Below are 19,123 nucleotides of genomic sequence, written 5' to 3' on the forward strand. Positions count from 1 at the left end.
GCTAACTTTCTTCCAGCTCCCGCTTCATCCCGCAGAGTCGCCACCTTACACTCCGATCATCTCAACTTTCTTATAAGTTGTCACTAACTAAAACTAAAACATGTTTCGCAGCATTCTCATAAACCTTATTACTAACTGCTAAACTACCGAATTTGAGCTTTTTGTCTGGCTGAGGTAAAGGTATTTTCAAGTGTTCCAATTTCTTTAATTGTACAGGCAATAACATCTCCGGAACCGACCAGCTCAGCTCCTGCAGGACTTCCTGTTAAAATGACATCTCCCGGTTTAAGGGTCATCACCTTAGTCAGATAGGACAGCATTTCGCGAATTGGTACGATCATGAGTGAGGTAGGGCTGTTTTGTTTCTCCGTGTCATTTAATCTTGCTTCTACTTTAACCGCAAAAGGATCAAGCTCTGTTTCAATCACAGGACCGAGCGGTGTAAAGGTATCAAAAGATTTTCCGATCGTCCAGTGCCCGTCCTGATGAAAGAAATCAGGAGCTGTTACGTCATTGCCGACTGTATAACCAAACACATAATCTAAAATCTCTGATTCCGAGACATTTCTCGCTTCTTTTCCAATCACGACTGCTAGTTCAGACTCAAACTTTACCTGCTCAGTTCCTTCAGGAATCACGATCTCCTCATCAGGCCCAATGACAGAGGAATTAGGCTTGAAGAAAAACACAGGAATCTCAGGCAATTCATCCGGCAGCTCACTTTCATCCGTTACGTAGTTTGCTCCAATTCCAATGATGCTGTTAGGCTCGAGTGGTGCAAGAAGCTGAACCTCGCTAAGCGAAAAAGATTTTTCGTCGTAATCCCAGCCACCTAAAAAGTCTCCATTTATCTTCTGAATTTTTTCATCCTTTAAAATGCCATTATGTACCTCAAAGCTGCTGGTTTTAAATCGTACAAATTTCATCGCGTTTTCCCCTTTCAAGAATGGTTCAGAGAAAGCAGGACATCTTTGTTGCAGGATGTCCTGCTTTTCCCAATCACTTTCCTAATCAATTATTGTTTAATCGCGTATTTTACTTTTGCTTCTAAACGGCGGCGGTGCAAAATGGGCTCTGTATAGCCGCTTGGCTGAGCGTATCCTTCAAATACAAGCTCCTTTGCTGCCTGAAATGCAACGGAGTTCTCGTAATCAGCAGCCATTGGCAGGTAGTTGGGATCTCCGGCATTTTGCTCATCCACTACTTTCGCCATGCGCTGCAGCGTTTCTTCTGCCTGTTCTTTTGTACAGATCCCCTGGTGCAGCCAGTTTGCCATATGCTGACTGGAGATTCGCAGAGTTGCCCGGTCTTCCATCAGTTCCACATTACTGATATCCGGAACCTTGGAGCAGCCGATTCCCTGCTCAACCCACCGGACCACATAACCAAGAATGCCCTGCGCGTTATTATCAAGTTCCTCCTGGATTTCCTCTGCAGTCCATTGCGGATTTTTCTCCACTGGAATTTGCAAAATATCATCTCTGTAATCAACATTCTGGCTTGCAAGCTCGTCCTGAACGGTTGTCACATTGAGCTGGTGATAATGCAGCGCATGCAGGGTGGCAGCTGTTGGGGACGGTACCCATGCAGTGTTTGCGCCGGCTTTTAGATGGCCGATTTTTTGCTGCATCATTTCGTTCATCATATCAGGCATTGCCCACATGCCTTTTCCAATTTGTGCCCTTCCTTTAAACCCGCTTGAAAGCCCAGTGGTGACATTTGATTTTTCATAGCCTGCCAGCCATGTCGAGGATTTCATTTCGTTTTTCCGGATCATCGCCCCTGCTTCCATAGACGTATGCATTTCATCGCCTGTTCTGTCGAGGAAGCCTGTGTTAATAAAGACAACGCGGTCCTTTACCTCGCGAATACAGTTTTTCAGATTCAGAGAAGTTCTTCTTTCCTCATCCATTACCCCGATTTTCAGGGTGTTTCGATTGAGTCTTAGAAGATCCTCTACCCGGTCAAAGAGCTCGTTGGCAAATGCAACCTCCTTTGAGCCGTGCATTTTTGGTTTTACAATGTAAATGGAGCCTTTTTTCGTATTTTGATACTTGCCGTTTCTTAAAAGAGTATGCATTCCGATCAGGCTGGTCACGACTGCATCCATGATCCCCTCCTGCACCTCTTCACCATTTTCGTCAAGGATGGCATTATTAGACATTAAATGACCAACATTTCTTGTAAACAAGAGTGAGCGCCCCGAAAGAGTAAGTTCTCCTCCATCTGGTGACGTATAGCTGCGGTCAGGATTTAATGTCCGGGAAACTGTTTTGTTGTTTTTTGAGAAGGTAGCGGTTAAATCGCCCCGCATCAGCCCGAGCCAGTTGCGGTATACGAGCACCTTGTCTTCTGCATCTACAGCAGTTACGGAATCCTCGCAATCCATAATCGTTGTGATGGCAGCTTCCATTAAAATATCTTTCACTCCGGCATCATCCGTTTTCCCGATCGGATGGTTTCTATCGATTTGAATTTCAAAATGAAGTCCGTTGTTTTTTAGAAGTACGGCACTTGGATTTTCCTGTTCACCCTGATAGCCAAGGAATTTCTCCCCGTCTTCTAGAGCAACCTCCTCTCCGCTGCTGAGTTTTACAGCAAGCTTTCCGTCTTTTACGAGGTACTGAACCGCTTCCTTATGAGAGGCTGCCTTCAGCGGTGCAGACTGATCAAGGAAATTCCGGGCAAATTCGATAACTCGTTCTCCCCGCACCGGATTATATTCTGATCCCGCTTCTGCTCCGCCTTCATCGGAAATAGCATCCGTTCCGTAAAGGGCATCGTAAAGACTGCTCCACCTTGCATTAGCTGCATTAATAGCGTAGCGATCGTTATTAACGGGAACAACGAGCTGAGGACCAGCCTGCACGGCAATTTCATCGTCAACCCGGTCAGATGTAATGTTAAAATCCTCTGTCACCGGCTCAAGATAGCCGATTTCCTCTAAAAAGGATTTGTAGGAGTCAAAGGTAAACTCTTTATTTTCAAGATGCCACGCGTTTATTTTCGTTTGAATTTCCTCACGGATCGCAAGCAGTTCTTTATTTCTTGGCGTAAAGTCTCTTACAATCTCTGAAAAACCTGCCCAGAATTCTTCCTGGTCGATCCCGCTTTCCGGAAGAGCCTCGGAATTAATAAATTCATAGAGTACCGATGCCACCTTAAGATCATGAATGTTAATGTAATTTTCCATCACTTGTTCCTCCTTCAATTGATTTATCTAAAAAATAATGAATCTACTGGGCAAGAAGTGCTTCCTTCATTTCTTTTTTAACCTCACCGCATCGCCCCGGAGTCGGGAACAGCTTGCCTGCATTTAGCAGATTGCCAGGGTTAAAGACTTCTCTAATATTTGTCTGGGCGATAATTTCTTCATCCTTGAAGACAAAGCGCATTTCCTCCCTTTTTTCAATACCGACTCCGTGCTCGCCGGTGATGGTTCCGCCAACATCTGCACAGGCCTGAAGACAGGCACTTCCCGCTTCAATTGCTTTTTCTGTCTGACCCGGGATTCGTGCATCAAATAAAACAAGTGGATGAAGATTACCGTCTCCTGCATGAAAGATGTTCGCGATGCGAAGACCTGTTTCTTCACTGATTTGTTCAATGCGTTCTAAAACCTCCGGCAGACGGCTTCTTGGAATGACACCATCCTGAACAAGGTAGTCTGGAGAAATTGCGCCCATCGCACCAAAGCCTGTTTTGCGGTTGGCCCACCATCTGGCACGCTCCTCTTCATTCTTGGCAGCCCGAACCTCCCTGACGTTTCTGGCAGTGCACACATCTAGAATCTGTGTGATTTGTTCATCGATACCAACTGCAATTCCATCTACTTCAATCAGCAGAACAGCTGCGATATCCTTCGGGTGCCCGACAGGAAAGGCTGCTGCCTCCACGCCTTCAATCGCCGTTTTATCCATCATTTCGAGTGCTGCCGGGACAATTCCTGCAGAAATAATATCAGAAACCGCCTGGCTGCCATCTGTCACATTATCAAAATAAGCGAGAACTGTTTTTTTCGCTTCCGGATTTTTTAAAATCCTGACTGTGATTTTTGTGACGATTCCAAGCGTTCCTTCAGAACCGGTCATCAGTCCTAAAAGGTCATAGCCAGGGGCGTCCGGAATTCCGTTTTGCCCAAGCTCGATTATTTCCCCATCTGGCAGTACTACTTCAAGTCCCAAAATATGGTTTGTTGTGACTCCATATTTGAGACAATGAGCGCCTCCTGCATTTTCCGCTACATTCCCGCCGATTGTGCAGCAGTACTGGCTTGAAGGATCCGGTGCGTAATAATACCCTCTGTCTGCGATTGAGTTGGTAAGCTTTAAATTGACGAATCCAGGCTCTACAACGGCGCGTCTGTTTTCCAGATCAACGGAAATCAGATTTTTCATTCGGACAAGGCTGATGATGACTTCGTTATGAAGCGGAACTGCTCCGCCGCTAAGTCCTGTACCAGCTCCACGGGCAAGAAAAGGCAGGTTATGCGTTGCGCAGTATTTTACGCATTTAGCTACTTCCTCTGTGTTTTTCGGAAAAACAACCGCTCTTGGAAGATGCTTATGAATCGTAAACCCGTCGCAGTCGTAGGCGACAAGATCCTCTTTATGATAAAGAATGGCTCTCTGACCGCCAACAAGCTTAGCAAGGCCGTGGATATGCTTGTCCTTTGTTTTAATTCCCTTCACTGCCATGGTTCTCCTCCTCTTCTGCCCGTTCTTTTTGGTAGGCCCAATCAAGCAGCTGAACGGTGTGGACGATTTTTTGGTTTCTTCCGTATTTTTGAACGCCCATCGCCATTTGCAGCATACAGCCTGGATTTCCCATCGAAATCATGTCAACATCATCGGGGACATTCTTCATTTTGCTTTCCAAAACCTCACCGGCCATTTCAGGGTTGGTAATATTGTAGATTCCTGCACTTCCACAGCACCGGTCTGCATTTGGCATATGAACCATTTCTACTCCCGGAATTTTAAGGAGGATATCCCTTGGCTCCTCTCGTACGTTCTGCCCATGGGCCAAGTGACAGGCATCATGATAGGTAATTCGTTTATTAATTGAGGCTTTTGGTTTTTCATAGCCTGTGTCATAAAGGTATTTTGAGACGTCCTCTACTTTTTCAGAAAACGCGACAGCGCGGTCATGCCATTCAGGCTCAACTTCTCTGAACAGCTCAGCGTATTCCTTCATCATGCAGCCGCAGCCTGCAGCGTTGACGATGATTTTTTCTGCGTCACTGAATGCTTTGATATTTTGTTTGGCGAGCTTTCTTCCTGAATCGCGGTCTCCTGCATGCACATGAAGAGCTCCGCAGCACGTCTGGTTTTGCGGAATTCTCACATTGCTGCCGTTTCGGGTAAGGACATTAATGGTTGCTTCATTAATATCACTGAACATCACATCCATCACACAGCCGGTCAACAAAGCAACATCCCCTTTAGGTGTTCCTTTCGCCGGTATAACGCTTTCATTTTTGTATTTCTTTTTGACCGGCATATGTACCTTAGGCATGATGGCTTCCATTTCGACTAAATGCTTAGGCATAACATTGATCAGCTTAGATTTTCTAATAACCTTCTGCATTCCGCTCTTCTGGTAAAGCTTTAATGCGCCGCCCAATGAATTAAGACGGTTTTGATGAGGAAAAATTCCGTTTAAAAACAGCTTACTGACGGCTCCTTTTGCTCCTGTGAGCGGCATGGACTGGCGTATTTGCCCCCGTGCTTCTTCAATTAAACCGCCGACATCCACATTTGCAGGACAGGCTGTTGTGCAGGCCCGGCAGTCAAGACAGGTGTAAACGGGATCCATGAACTGTTCATTGACTGCAATTTTCCCTTCAGCTACTGACTTGATTAAATGAACGCGACCTCTTGGGGAATGTTGTTCCTGCCCTGTCAGCTCATAGGTGGGACATGATTCAAGGCACATCCCGCAATGTGTGCAATCTGCCCATTTATTTTCATCCGGATGATCCTTCCAGAGATAATTGCTTAAGCTCTTTTGAGTAGTACAAGGCGGATTTTCCTTTATTTCAGCTTGTTTAACCATCATAACCCTCCCACATATCGTTTCGGATTAAGTGTTCTTTTAGGATCAATCTTCTTTTTAATTCCTTCAAGTAAAAAGAAGTACGCAGGCTTTTTGCCCCACACCTCGATCTCTTTTCGCAGAGCAAGCGGCAGATGCTTTACTATGGCATAGCCTCCGAGGCTTTCGGCCGTTTTTCTCAAATGAGTAATCGCTTTGAGCAATTCCTTGCTTTCTCCTTTTAAGTAGACGCTTGAAATGCCGTGACCAAGTCCACCGTGCGCTTCAGCTGAAACGGAAAAGGAGCTGGATAATTGGCGGCTTTCTTTGATGATATCTACTATTGTGAGGTTGACAGCTCCTATTTTTACAGCTGCCTCTTCGAACGATTCTTCTTCATTTCCGTTTGGAGCAATCGCAGAAAATATTCGCCAAAAGTCTTGTGCATCCATACCTGACAGCAGCTTTAATTTGGCCCCGTCTGGCTTCATTTTCTTCACAAATTCTTCTTGGTAATGCACAGAGCTTTCAACATCCTCAAAGCTTACGGCTAATGTGTACTGTTCCTCACCGATCAGTTTTTTTGATAAGGATGGATTGAGCAATTCGCAGACCACCGGCTCAATGGAGGAATCGAGCAGCTCCTTTGAGAAGGCTCTTATCTTTTCCAGATCCTGTTCTTCAAAGCTCAGCAGAATAAGGCTTTCGTATTTTGCTATTGGTCTCAGCTTAACCGTTACTTCAGTGATGACGCCAAGTGTGCCCATCGCACCGATGAAAAGCTTATTCATATCGTAGCCCGCTACATTTTTTACGACCTTTCCTCCTGCACGAATGATGGTTCCATCCGGGTAAATCATCCGAAGACCAATTACCGCGTCACGCGAGGAGCCGTATCCGAGTCTTTTGGGACCGCTTTCATTTGCAGATACAATTCCTCCTATTGTCGCCTGTTCCCGCAGCGGGGGATCGAGGGAGATCTGCTGCTCGTAATCTAGTAAAAAATCCTGCAGCTCATTAAAGGTGGTTCCCGCTTTTACGGTCAGCGTCATATCACCCGCTGTGTGCTCAACAACGCCTTTGAATTCAGCCATGGAAAGAAGGATATCCCCCTCTTCCTCCACTCCACCGAAGCCGCGTTTTGTGCCGCCGCCTTCAATCACAATCTTTTTACCCTGCTCATTTGCATAGGCTAACACGGCTGAGATCTCTTCTTCTGTGACAGGTAAAACCGTTATTTTCCCGCTATTGCCTAGAGGATCAGACTTCCTATCCTTTTCCTTTATCCGCTCCTGTGGGATGATCGTTTTTAACTCCTCCAGCAGATTTTCTGCAAGCAGCATGTGCTTCCCTCCAATAAATGATCTAGTAGTTTATTGTTCGGATTCCTCTTGCAAAACATGGCTCTCTAATAACTCTTTTTCAACAAAGCTTAAATGCTCGCCCATTTTTTTATGAGCGTCCTTTGGCTTACGGCTTTGAATAGCCTCGAATATCTCGCGGTGCTGCTGGTGGATCTTTTTTAGCGTCTCTGGCTTTTGTCCGATGTACTGATGAAAATCAATCATCGCTTTTTGAATCGTTGCTGAAATGAATTGCATGAATTGAATCAAAATCTCATTTCCGGTCGACTGAGCCAGCGTTAAATGAAATTGGAAATCTGACTCCCAGTTGTTTTCCGTCTGATCATTCAGACATTCCTCCATTCTTTCCAGATTCACTTCAGAACGATGAATGGCCGCTTTTTCAGCAATACCGGTTTCAAGGATCTTTCTGACCTGGAATAATTCAATAATATCCTTTGAACTCGGAAGCATAAGCGTATGATTGAAAAGCCTGGAAGGATCAAACTCATAAACGTACGTGCCTTCTCCCTGCTTAACATAAACGATTCCTTTTCCGCTTAAGGTTGTAATCGCATCCCGTACAGCGGAGCGCCCTACACCAAACATCTCACAAAGCTCCCTGACCGACGGAAGCTTCTCACCTGCCTGAAACGTCCCCTTCTCGATCAGCTTTTCGACCTCTTCCGCTACCGCTTCAGACACCTTCCTCGTCGGAATCTTATCAACAACCATAACTCCCCCGCCCTCTCCTTTCAGACATCACATATCTGACAAGTTCTCTTTTTTCCATTAAAGCACCTAGCCTACTAAACTTCAACCGTTTTCTCAATTTAATGAATTATTAAACTATTAAAGCGTAGTGCCTGTCACTTGTCGATTCCTGTCATCTATTTTTCTACTTTCGCTGCGTCTTTCTTTGCGTGGTACCGGCGTGGTGCCTGGCACCTGTCGAATCGCTCTTAACGAATAAAAAAAATCGCTCCCAAATACTCTGGGGAGCGATTTTTTATTTATTTTCCTTTTTTGACTGCTTTTACGGCTTCTTTAGAGATGTAGAATTGGCCGTTTGTTTGGACGGTTACGCTGTTAAGTTGAATTTCTTTCCCGTTAATTACAACGATGTTTTTGTTGACCGGGAATTCAGCGGTTGTTTTTCCTTGGGATACGACTAGAACAGGATTATTTTCATCTGTTATGTCTGTTCGTACATCAAAGGCCTCGCCTTTGAATGCTTCCTCAGCATTAATAAATAAATCCTTATCCAGCTTTCCTAAATCAAAGCCCAACGCAGCAGCTATTGCATTAGCAATGTCCGTGTTTTCAATCATGCCAACTGGTTTGCCTGGACCGTAGGAATGCAGGAATACATCTTCACCGGTGTGCCCTCCGGTTGTAAACCCGATATTTGCCCGCTCAGCCAACAGCTCAACAAAGGTTTTCTCAAGGTCCTCTGACGCATCAATTGCTTCTCTTTCCTCCGCCGTTAAGTCTTTCAATCCATATAAGGCAGCTGCTTCCTCTAAATTAACATGACCTTCTTCAAGCAGGCTGAGTGCTCCTTCAACGGTCATACTCGCATCCTTCAAAGGATCGATGACTTCAGAAACCGGCAGTGAGGAATAGGAGGTAGAAGTGTTTTGATTGCCTATCGAAATGCCGCTGTTGCCATGGTCAGATACAGCTACAACCATTGTCTTTTTATCCTTTTTAGCAAACTCAAGTGCTTCTTCAACTGCTGCGTCAAATGCCAGCACATCACCAATCATTCCCATAACATCATTGCCGTGAGCTGCCCAGTCCGGCTTGCTTCCTTCAATAAATAGGAAGAAACCATCCTTGTCCTGTGAAAGCGTGGAGATTGCCTTACCAGTCATTTCAGCAAGAGTCGGCTCTTCAGGACGTAAAGCTTCACGATCAAGATCATAGGCCAGTTCGTCAGGTGCAAAAGCTCCCCAAAGTTTATCAGAACTGGAGTTAAGCAGTTCATCACGTGTTTCAACCAAGTCGTAGCCGCGTTCTTCAATTACATTTAGAAGATTTTCTCCATCAAGTCTGCTTCCGTCATCTTCAGGGGTCATCAGAGCTCTTTTTCCTCCGCCCAAAATAACGTCCATGTTCTGATAAACCTGCTGTTCTGCGATATTGTCGTATTGACTGCGATTTTCAGCATGTGAGGAAAATGCTGCAGGTGTGGCGTGCTGAATTTCTGATGTGGAGATAATTCCAGTTGCTTTCCCCTGTGCCTGTGCTCCTTCAAGCACATTTGCCACAGGCTTATACGGGTCATTTGCAAGAGAAGGATCCACGCCAGGAGAGCTTACTGTTGCCGGAAGAACGCCAATAAATTTATCATTTGACTTATACCCCGTTGCCATTGCTGTTCCTGCAGGGGCAGAGTCTGTAATAGCCGATTCGGCTGAATATGTACGAACGCCTCCGGTCACAATCTCATCCATAGCTAACGGTCCGCCCTTATACCATCTTGCAAGTGTGGTAGTCGTGGAGCTTACACCATCCATTACTAGCACAATGACGTTATCCGCCTTAGCCTTCTCTTTTTTAGCCCCTACGTTTTCAGGCGTTGTTTCTACTGCCACCGTGCCGACTGCTAAGCTTGCAGCTAACGTCATCCCAATAATTTTCTTCGGTATTTTCAATAAAATCCCTCCGTTTTTTTACTATTCAAATCATTCACACATCATTATATAGGCTATAACTAGTGATTCCTATCAGAGAATGGGGCTAATTTAGAAGCTCCACTTTTGTAGATAAGTACGCAAATAATACAATTAGAGGGAATTTTTGGAGAGAATCGAATCAGCCCAAAAGCGGGAGTTTCCAATTGATAGCTTTCCCGAACACATAAAAAATAACAAAAAACACCCTGATTAACACGATAACAATTTCACATGCCAGCGTGTAATCAGGGTGCTAGTTAAATTTCTATTTCATACTAGTGCTTCTCAGCCTATTACAGATTTAATTGTTTAGTCGGAAGTGGCGCGGAAGCTGATATTAGTTCTTTTTGAATCAGTTCCTGCCAGAAAGCTTCCGGAATATCAGCTTTCATAGCGTTTAAATCCTCCTGGATCCGATCCGGACGAGTAGAGCCTACTACGACTGCTTTCACGGCAGGATGGGCAGTAGAGAATTGAAGAGCTGCATCCTTAAGCGAAACATCATGCTTTTTAGCTACTTCGCTAAACTTTTCAACACGCTGCTTGATCTCCGGTGTGATCTCCTGGTAATCAAAATAATCGCCTCCCATTAAGGCGCCGGAGTTTAAAGCACCGCCAATGACAAGGCCTGCGTTTTTCTCCTCAGACAACTTCATCATTCGCTCAAGCGCCCGCTCATGCTGAAGAAGTGTATACTGAGTGGCAGATAGATTTAAATTCGGATGTGCTTCCTCAAGCTCCAATGCTAACTCAATTGGAACAGTCGTGTTCACACCGACTCCCCATCCCTGAATGACACCTTCATCCCGGAGCTTGTCGAGGACCTTAAATGCTCCATTTCTTGCTTCATCAAATTTTGTAATCCACTCATCTCCTAAAAAGTCAGGGGAAATATCATGTACATACACAAAGTCCAGACGATCCGTTTTAAGCCGCTTTAAACTTTCTTCAATTGACCATTTTGTGCCATCAGCGGTGTAATCCGTAATAATTTTATTCTTCCGGCCATTTGCAAACAAGCCCTCTTTTTCTTCTTCCTCATCAAGCACCAGGCGGCCTACCTTTGTACTCAGCTGATAGTCATCACGGTTATAGGAGGAGAGAACCTCGCCCAGTCTCATTTCAGCAAGACCTGCACCGTAAAAGGGAGCCGTATCAAAGTAGCGAACCCCCTGATCCCAGGCTGCCTGAATCGTTTCCCGGGCTTCGCTTTCCGGTACTTCCCTGAACATATTTCCGAGGGGAGCTGTACCCATTCCAATTTTATTATTGATCGATATGTTGTTCTTCATTTTTTCACCTCATTATAAATTTTTGTTGCTGGCTGATTTGTCTTCATATCGTTTTTAATACCCTTTAAACCACTTCAATAATCTGGTTTTTTCTAAATAAAACATTGATAAAATGAACGACCCTTTTTATAAGTGATAGACATTTTTTAGAATTTACCCTAAAATAGCGATAGATTATGTGAGGGAGGCGCTTGAATGACAACGATTAATGATATTGCAAAAATGGCGAATGTTTCCCGCACAACCGTCTCCCGAGTTTTGAATAACAAAGGCTATGTGAGTGAAGACGTACGCGACAGAATTTTGAAGCTGGTAAAAGAAACAGGTTACACCCCAAGCCTTTCTGCAAAATCACTCCGCACGAAAAAGTCCGGTGTTATCGGGGTGATTCTTCCAAAAATCAGCACAGAAACAGCTAGCCGTGTTGTAAGCGGAATTAATGAAGTCGTTTCAAAAGAAGACTATCAAATTCTTTTAACTGATACTGAGTTGAATAAAGAAAAGGAAATAGAATTTATCCGTCTGCTTAAGAGCAGACAAGTTGATGGGATTATCCTGCTTGCTACAAATATAAATGAGGATCTGACCCAGGCAATCCAAACTGCAGATCTTCCCTTCATCTCAATTGGCCAGGACCTTCCGGGTGTGACCTCTATCCTTTACGATGATTACCATGCTGCAGCTGATGTGACGAATATGATGATTAGTCACCAGCATAAAAAAATTGCCTATATCGGTGTTGGTGAACAGGACCCTTCAGTCGGAGGCCTCCGCAAAGAAGGGTATCTTGATACAATGGCAAAAAATGAACTTCCAATCCATAATGAGTGGATACAGGAAGGTGATTTCAGTATCGAATCAGGCTATGAATGCGCAAAAAAAATTATTAAAAACAGCGCCAGTAACCTGCCCACTGCCATCTTTTGCGTAACAGACAGAATGGCGATTGGTGCGATGGAATACTTGAGAGAGCAAGGCTTTTCCATCCCAAAAGACATTGCCATAGCAGGAATCGGAGCTTCAACACTTTCTAAATATGTCACCCCTGCCCTAACCACTGTGGACTATTTTAATAAACACGCCGGTGAAAAAGCAGCCCAGCTGCTGCTTGCACAAATGAAGAAAAAAAAGCCAAAAGAAAAATTTGTGCAAAGCTATAGACTCATTAAAAGAGATAGTGTATAGTACAAATCAACAAAGGACATGTAATCGATTCCACACATGCTCCTTATTCTTTTGAGGTAACATACAACCGCTTACATTTTTAAGAAATGGAGTAGTCGGATGCATGGGACTCTCAGTAAAGCCTCTTTAAAAATCAGCAGCCTCCCTTTTTGTTTCACTCTGCTCCAGGCATTAATTGATCAAGGAGGAGACAGGAGGCAGCATGTCCCTTTAAGATGCTTTATAGTTCACAAATTTTTTTATCGGTTTATGGAATCGATACCACATTTATCTTTTTAGTGATTACCAATGTTTTTGTGACCTGTATGGAATCGATACCACATACAAAAAGGAGGATACATCAATGGCAGGTTATGCTGAAATAGCGAAGCAGGTTATACACGCACTTGGCGGACAGGAGAACATTCAGTCCATTGCCCATTGTGCTACACGATTACGGGTCATGGTTCACGACCGTGAAAAAGTGGACGCAGAAGCAATAGAAGAAATCGAGAAAGTAAAAGGAGCTTTTTACAACTCCGGCCAGTACCAGATTATATTTGGCACAGGCACAGTAAACCGGGTATTTGAAGCTGTTACAGAACTCGGAGTTGAAGGAAGCACAAAATCTGATATAAAAAAAGAAAGCGCAAAACAGGGTTCTGCCTTTCAACGTGCAATCCGCGTCTTCGGTGACGTCTTTGTTCCAATCATCCCCGTTCTAGTTGCAACAGGACTTTTCATGGGGCTCAGGGGTTTAATTCTTCAGGAAACCGTACTCGGCTGGTTTGGGTTAACGCCTGACAGTGTGCCGACAAACTTAATTCTTTTTACAGAAATCTTAACGGATACAGCATTTGCCTTCCTGCCGGCGCTTGTTGCCTGGTCAGCGTTCAGGGTATTTGGAGGGACACCGATTATCGGTCTCGTCCTTGGTTTGATGCTTGTCTCTCCTGCCCTTCCTAACGCATGGGCAGTGGCTGAGGGTGCTGCTGATCCCCTTTACTACTTTGGCTTTATTGCAGTGAGCGGCTATCAGGGCTCTGTTCTTCCAGCCTTTTTTGCCGGTCTGGTTGGTGCTAAGCTTGAAAAAGCACTCAGAAAACGAATACCGGAAGCATTGGATTTAATTTTAACGCCGTTTCTTGTTTTGCTTATCATGATCATGTTGTCATTGTTTGTGCTTGGACCAATTCTTCACGCTGCAGAAAACGGTATTTTTGCATCGATGAACTTTCTTCTAGATCTGCCATTTGGCTTGAGCGGTCTAGTTATTGGTCTTACTCACCAGATCATTACGGTGACTGGTATACACCATATCTTTAATTTCCTGGAAATCCAGCTCCTGGAACGACTTGGCTTTAACCCATTTAACCCGATTATCACCGGTGCGATCGCCGCACAGGGCGGGGCTGCATTAGCTGTTGCGGTTAAAACGAGCTCAAAGAAATTAAAAGCACTTTCATACCCATCTGCCCTATCTGCATTCCTTGGAATTACAGAGCCGGCCATTTTCGGGGTGAACCTGCGCTATGTGAAGCCGTTTGTGATGGGATTAATCGGCGGTGGTGTTTCAGGCTTCCTTGCTTCTATTTTGAACCTGCAGGCAACAGGGATGGCGATCACGGTTATCCCGGGAACCCTGCTATACTTAAATGAGCAGATCTTCAGCTATATACTCGTTAATCTTGTGGCAATCGGAACAGCCTTTACCCTAACGTATCTATTTGGTTTTACCGATAAAATGCTTGAGAAAAAATAATGAAACTAAAAAGAGGCCTGGAGAACGTTCTGGGCCTTCTTTTCTTATATGGAGGTTTTTAAATGAATCGTGACGAAAAATTAAAACTAGAGGCGTATACTGCAGTTGATAATCAGTGGAAATCCGTGAAGGAAGACCCGTACTTTCCTGGCTACCACTTAGCCCCGCCTGCCGGATTGCTGAACGACCCAAATGGCTGGATTCAGTGGAAGGGAATTTATCATCTATTCTTTCAGTGGCTGCCATTTGAAACCGCTCATGGCGCCAAGTTCTGGGGACACTTTACCTCACAAAATCTAACGGACTGGACACTTGAACCCATTGCCCTAACACCGAGTGACTCGTTTGATAAAAATGGCTGCTATTCAGGAAGTGCTATTGATGCAGATGGAAAATTAACATTATTTTATACTGGAAATGTGAAAAATGAGCAGGGCCTCCGTCAAAGCTACCAGTGCACGGCCGAAAGTGAGGACGGGATTCATTTCACAAATAAAAGCGTGAAAATTGAGCTTCCTGAAGGCTTCACCCCTCATTTCAGAGATCCAAAGGTGTGGAAGCACGAGGATCACTGGTATATGGTGATTGGTGCGCAAACGGAAGAAATGCAAGGTTCTGTCGTTTTATTTGAATCCGCTGATTTAGAGAACTGGACAAATAAAGGCATTATCAGCCACGCCAATCAACGTCCGCTTGAACGCTTCGGCTATATGTGGGAATGTCCGGATGTATTTACGCTTGGGGATCAAGAGGTTCTGTTATTTTCTCCACAGGGACTTAAAGCAGAAGGCATTCATTTCAATAATCAGTACCAGTCAGGCTACGTCGTTGGCGAGCTTAATTATAAAAAAGCGAAATTTACGCATGGGGATTTTACTGAAATTGATCGAGGCTTTGAATTTTACGCACCTCAGACCACCGTCGATAAAGGCCGCCGCATCCTATTTGGCTGGATGGGTGTTCCTGACCAAAACGAATTTGATCAGCCGACAGTAAAAAATGGCTGGGTTCACCAGCTGACTCTGCCCCGTGAGCTGAAGCTTATAAACGGACACATTCACCAGATGCCTTTAGAGGAAATGAAGCAGCTGCGTACTGCCAAAACGGTAAATTCAAAAGTGAACGGAACATTTTCAGACTCCATTTCCCGCACCTCAGAGATTGAAATTGAAGGAAAAATGGAGAAGTTGACGCTGTTTGGGAATATGGAAGTTAGTTATAATGAAGAAACGCAGCTGCTTACTCTCGAAAGACCGAGCTATGTAGATGGCCGGATAGAATGCAGAAGCTGTCATTTAAAGGACGAACTTCGAAACTTGAAAGTATGGGTTGACCACTCTTCACTTGAAATATTCGTAAATGACGGTGAGGAAGTGTTTACTTCTAGATTATTTGCTAATCCAGAGAACCAATCGTTGGCAGTCTGTGGTGAGGATGTCCACTTGACGGTGTGGGCATTAAAAAATGATACAGTTGATTACCGGAATGATTATAAGTAATGGATACAGGCTGACTCAGACGATGGTTTGAGTCAGCGTTTAGCATTTGTGGCTGTACATCATTTTTATTCATTTTTTTAGAGTTAATACTAGTTTAACCGGCTGGTTTCCCCTGGACTGCTCCCATCTTGAAGGCATTTGGATCACTTGATTGATCGTAATTTCTCGTATTTAAACAAAATTAACTTTGGAGTAAGTCTAACTTCTTTTGTTTTTTTATAGCCGAACTTCTCGTAAAAATAGTGGTTTCGAAAGCTTAAATGAGGGGTGTATAAGGTCCATAATTTTACATCAGAAAATTGTTTTTCTAAAAACCGAATGGCCTCCGTACCGGCTCCTCTATTTTGATTGCCAGGGGAAATGAATACTTTATCGATATGCATACGTTCATTATTTCCTCTTACATCAATTGCTCCGATCACTGTTTCTCCGTCTAAAATGGTGAAGTGATGATATTTCCTGATATTTTCCGTTAGTTTTTCAGCCGTTTCACAGGCTGGATTCGTTTCGAAATCCTCATACTTTTCCAGGTCGTCCTGAAACGAGGCTCTTTGAATCGGAAGTAAACGATCGATATCTTCCATGGCTGATTTTCTGAAATTTAATGACATCTTTCCCCCTCCAATCCCTTACTTACTGTCATACGTATACGAACTGCACGCAGTTCAAGAGCTTTGCTGACTCAATCGACCTTTTTAAGTCACTTGTCAGAATAAATGCTGCTTTATCTATTTTTCTACCTGTTTCTACTGGATAGTTATCTTCTTCAAAGACACCGCTGTCATCATACTGCCTGACCCAGTCGGTAAACTCTTTATATGTAATTGATTTATGATCGGTACACGTTGTTATACCGTGTCTGATTAACGAAATTTCCATTTTGGTCTCCTATGTTATAGCTTTCGAAGCGCCAAACTGGAAACTTTATGGTCATTCCCTTTTTCTATAATGATATCCGCTCTGCCTTTTGTCGGCCGGATGTTTAATTCCAGATTCATTTTATTGATCCGGTTCCATATATCCTTAGCAACCTGCTCAGCCTCCTGATCAGATAAGTTTGCATAGCGTTTAAAATAGGACGCCTCTTCTGTAAAAGCGGTCTTTTTAAGAAGCTTAAATCGCTCCACATACCAATTGGCTATGTTTTGTTCTTCAGCATCAATATAAAGAGACAGATCAAAAAAGTCAGAGACATAAATACTCGATACTCTTTCTCCTGTCTGAATCGGGGTTTGCAGAACGTTCACACCTTCAAGAATAACGACATCCGGTTCAACCACCTCGGTATAGTCATCCTGAATCACGTTATAATGCAGATGCGAGTAGACCGGCGCACGAACATTGGTATTTCCTGATTTTATTTCTGTTAAAAATTCGATTAACGCTTTTACATTGTAGCTTTCAGGGAACCCTTTTCGATTCATTATTCCCTTCTCCTCTAGCACCTGATTTGGATACAGAAAGCCATCTGTTGTCACAAGATCAACCTTGTAGTTGGGAGTTAAGGAAGAAAGTAAAAAGGTTAGTGCTCTTGCCGTGGTGCTTTTCCCTACGGAGACACTTCCAGCTATCCCAAGGATGTATGGTACTTTTCTAGTTTCCTGCTGCAAAAAGTGATCGGTAAGTGCATGCAGTTGTTTTGCGGCTTCTATTTTAATGGATAAAAGACGAACAAGGGGCAGGTATACCTCTGTTATTTCTTTTACCGATAAGGTCTCATAAATTCCTTCAAGCTTTTCAAGCTCCTCCTCAGAAATTGTGATGGAGGTTGTTTCCTGAAGCCTTGCCCATTCTTCTCTTGAATAAGTGATATAAGGTGAAAACTGTTCCTTTGTCATTGTGTAAAATCCTTTCCGGTCCAATGCTTTCTCAAAGCCTCTTTCATTTTAAGTCATTATTTCAATTTCCCAGCATTTATGCAATTGTTTTCGAAAAAAAGCCCCTTGAAACGGGCTGATTTCAAAGGGGCTTAGAATATCCTATTTGATTTCATTAAACACTTTTTTTAGTACAGCGATAATAAAGTCAACATCTTCATCTGTACATGATAAAGGCGGACTTACTGTCAGTACATTATTAAATCCCGCTACGGTATCTCCGTTTTTACCGATGATCAGACCGATTTCTTTACAAGCACCGACGATTGCAGCCATTCTTTCATTTGAAGCGGGCTCCTTTGATTCCTTGTTTTCAACGAGCTCAATCCCAAGAAGGAACCCGAGGCCCCTGATATCACCAACATGAGGATGCTCACGCAAGTCAACCAGCTCTTTTAACAGACGCTCGCCTAATTGGGCAGAACGATCCACAAGGTTTTCCCGCTCGATGATTTCCAGATTCTTTAACGCCACAGCACATGCAGATGGGTTGCCGCCAAATGTGTTGACGTGACGGAAGTGGCTATTTTCCTCTTCACTGTCAAACCGGTCATAAATATCTTTTCGGATTGCTGTGACAGAAAGTGGCAGATAAGCACTTGTCAGCCCCTTTGCCATCGTGATGATATCCGGTTTGATACCAAAATGCTGATGTCCAAATACTCTTCCCGTTCTCCCAAAGCCGCAGATGACCTCGTCTATAATAAGCAGGACACCGTGCCGCCGGCAGATTTCCTGCACTTTTTTCACATAAACAGGATGTGGAATCAAGACACCGCCGCCTGTGATGAGCGGCTCCATAATGATGCCTGCAATCGTCTCTTTTTGTTCCCAAATGATTTTTTCTTCAAACTCCAAAGCACATTTTACATTATAGTCCTCAACTGACTGGCCAGCCGGACGTCTGTAATTATCGGGTGGAGCGATATGCAAAAAGCCGGGAACCAGGGGCTCGTACTTATATTTACGCAGCGCCTGGCCTGTGGCAGACAGTGCTCCCATTGAGCTGCCATGATAGGCACGGTAGCGGGAGATAAATTTAAAGCGTGACGGTTCATCGTTTTGCTGGTGGTATTGGCGGGCAAGCTTAAAGGCAACTTCGTTTGCATCTGATCCGCTGTTAGAGTAAAAAATTTTGTATTCGCCCTCAAGCAGCTCATTTAGCTTTTCAGCCAGGCGAATCGCCGGTTCATGACTTTGAGTCATGGGTACATAGGCAAGCTTTTTCATTTGCTCCGCCGCTGCATCTGCCAGCTCTTCCCGGCCATATCCGACATTCACACACCAAAGACCTGACATTCCGTCCAAATAACGATTGCCTTCATGATCTGTGATCCATGCACCCTCGCCTTTTTGGACTACCATCGGGCGTTTGGTTTCATTATAAGAGGAAATCTGATGCCATATGGTTTTCCGGTCTCTTTCAGCTAAGGTGTTCAGCTTTTCTTTCGCAGATGTCATGCCACCCG

General features: G+C 44.1%; 15 protein-coding genes. 3 read left to right on the forward strand and 12 right to left on the reverse strand.

What is annotated here, in order from left to right; genetic code table 11:
* Positions 1-143: 143 nt before the first annotated feature.
* The 8 genes from C4B60_RS12130 to C4B60_RS12165 all read right to left on the reverse strand — a co-directional run bounded on the left by C4B60_RS12130 (position 144) and on the right by C4B60_RS12165 (position 11,352).
* Complete coding sequence (locus tag C4B60_RS12130) at positions 144-926, reverse strand: fumarylacetoacetate hydrolase family protein (protein WP_104058271.1); 783 nt, start codon at positions 924-926, stop codon at positions 144-146.
* 89 nt (positions 927-1,015) lie between these two features.
* Positions 1,016-3,193 (reverse strand): malate synthase G, encoded by a 2,178-nt coding sequence (locus C4B60_RS12135; RefSeq protein ID WP_104058272.1) that lies wholly within the window; start codon positions 3,191-3,193, stop codon positions 1,016-1,018.
* Between the two features lie 43 nt (positions 3,194-3,236).
* A complete protein-coding gene (locus C4B60_RS12140; RefSeq protein ID WP_104058273.1) occupies positions 3,237-4,697 on the reverse strand; it encodes an FAD-linked oxidase C-terminal domain-containing protein in 1,461 nt (486 codons plus the stop codon).
* Positions 4,678-6,057, reverse strand: coding sequence for a (Fe-S)-binding protein (locus C4B60_RS12145; RefSeq protein WP_425331161.1), 1,380 nt, complete (start codon positions 6,055-6,057; stop codon positions 4,678-4,680). The genes C4B60_RS12140 and C4B60_RS12145 overlap by 20 nt, the downstream gene beginning before the upstream one ends.
* Complete coding sequence (locus C4B60_RS12150; RefSeq protein WP_425331164.1) at positions 6,057-7,376, reverse strand: FAD-binding oxidoreductase; 1,320 nt, start codon at positions 7,374-7,376, stop codon at positions 6,057-6,059. The genes C4B60_RS12145 and C4B60_RS12150 overlap by 1 nt, the downstream gene beginning before the upstream one ends.
* Positions 7,377-7,409: 33 nt before the next feature.
* A complete protein-coding gene (locus tag C4B60_RS12155; protein WP_104058276.1) occupies positions 7,410-8,114 on the reverse strand; it encodes a FadR/GntR family transcriptional regulator in 705 nt (234 codons plus the stop codon).
* Positions 8,115-8,392: 278 nt separating this feature from the next.
* Positions 8,393-10,012 carry an alkaline phosphatase gene (locus tag C4B60_RS12160; protein WP_104058466.1) on the reverse strand — a complete coding sequence of 540 codons (1,620 nt, stop codon included), beginning with the start codon at positions 10,010-10,012 and terminating at the stop codon, positions 8,393-8,395.
* Positions 10,013-10,353: 341 nt separating this feature from the next.
* Positions 10,354-11,352: an aldo/keto reductase gene (locus C4B60_RS12165; RefSeq protein WP_104058277.1), complete on the reverse strand. Its 999-nt coding sequence runs from the start codon at positions 11,350-11,352 to the stop codon at positions 10,354-10,356.
* Positions 11,353-11,547: 195 nt separating this feature from the next.
* Here C4B60_RS12165 and C4B60_RS12170 point away from each other — a divergent pair, with 195 nt between their 5' ends.
* The 3 genes from C4B60_RS12170 (at position 11,548) to C4B60_RS12180 (ending at position 15,777) form a co-directional block, all read left to right on the forward strand.
* Positions 11,548-12,537, forward strand: coding sequence for a LacI family DNA-binding transcriptional regulator (locus tag C4B60_RS12170; RefSeq protein ID WP_104058278.1), 990 nt, complete (start codon positions 11,548-11,550; stop codon positions 12,535-12,537).
* A 343-nt stretch (positions 12,538-12,880) separates the two neighbouring features.
* Complete coding sequence (locus C4B60_RS12175; protein ID WP_104058279.1) at positions 12,881-14,278, forward strand: sucrose-specific PTS transporter subunit IIBC; 1,398 nt, start codon at positions 12,881-12,883, stop codon at positions 14,276-14,278.
* Positions 14,279-14,340: 62 nt separating this feature from the next.
* Positions 14,341-15,777 (forward strand): sucrose-6-phosphate hydrolase, encoded by a 1,437-nt coding sequence (locus C4B60_RS12180; protein WP_104058280.1) that lies wholly within the window; start codon positions 14,341-14,343, stop codon positions 15,775-15,777.
* Positions 15,778-15,920: 143 nt separating this feature from the next.
* On the opposite strand, the gene C4B60_RS12185 is transcribed toward C4B60_RS12180, so the two are convergent.
* The 4 genes from C4B60_RS12185 to C4B60_RS12200 form a co-directional block, all read right to left on the reverse strand.
* Complete coding sequence (locus C4B60_RS12185; protein ID WP_104058281.1) at positions 15,921-16,388, reverse strand: GNAT family N-acetyltransferase; 468 nt, start codon at positions 16,386-16,388, stop codon at positions 15,921-15,923.
* Positions 16,389-16,416: 28 nt separating this feature from the next.
* A complete protein-coding gene (locus tag C4B60_RS12190; RefSeq protein ID WP_104058282.1) occupies positions 16,417-16,656 on the reverse strand; it encodes a hypothetical protein in 240 nt (79 codons plus the stop codon).
* Positions 16,657-16,670: 14 nt separating this feature from the next.
* Complete coding sequence (gene coaA, locus C4B60_RS12195; RefSeq protein ID WP_104058283.1) at positions 16,671-17,615, reverse strand: type I pantothenate kinase; 945 nt, start codon at positions 17,613-17,615, stop codon at positions 16,671-16,673.
* Between the two features lie 141 nt (positions 17,616-17,756).
* Complete coding sequence (locus tag C4B60_RS12200) at positions 17,757-19,115, reverse strand: aspartate aminotransferase family protein (RefSeq protein WP_104058284.1); 1,359 nt, start codon at positions 19,113-19,115, stop codon at positions 17,757-17,759.
* Positions 19,116-19,123 lie beyond the last annotated feature (8 nt).

The organism is Jeotgalibacillus proteolyticus, assembly GCF_002926065.1.
GTDB lineage: Bacteria > Bacillota > Bacilli > Bacillales > Jeotgalibacillaceae > Jeotgalibacillus > Jeotgalibacillus proteolyticus.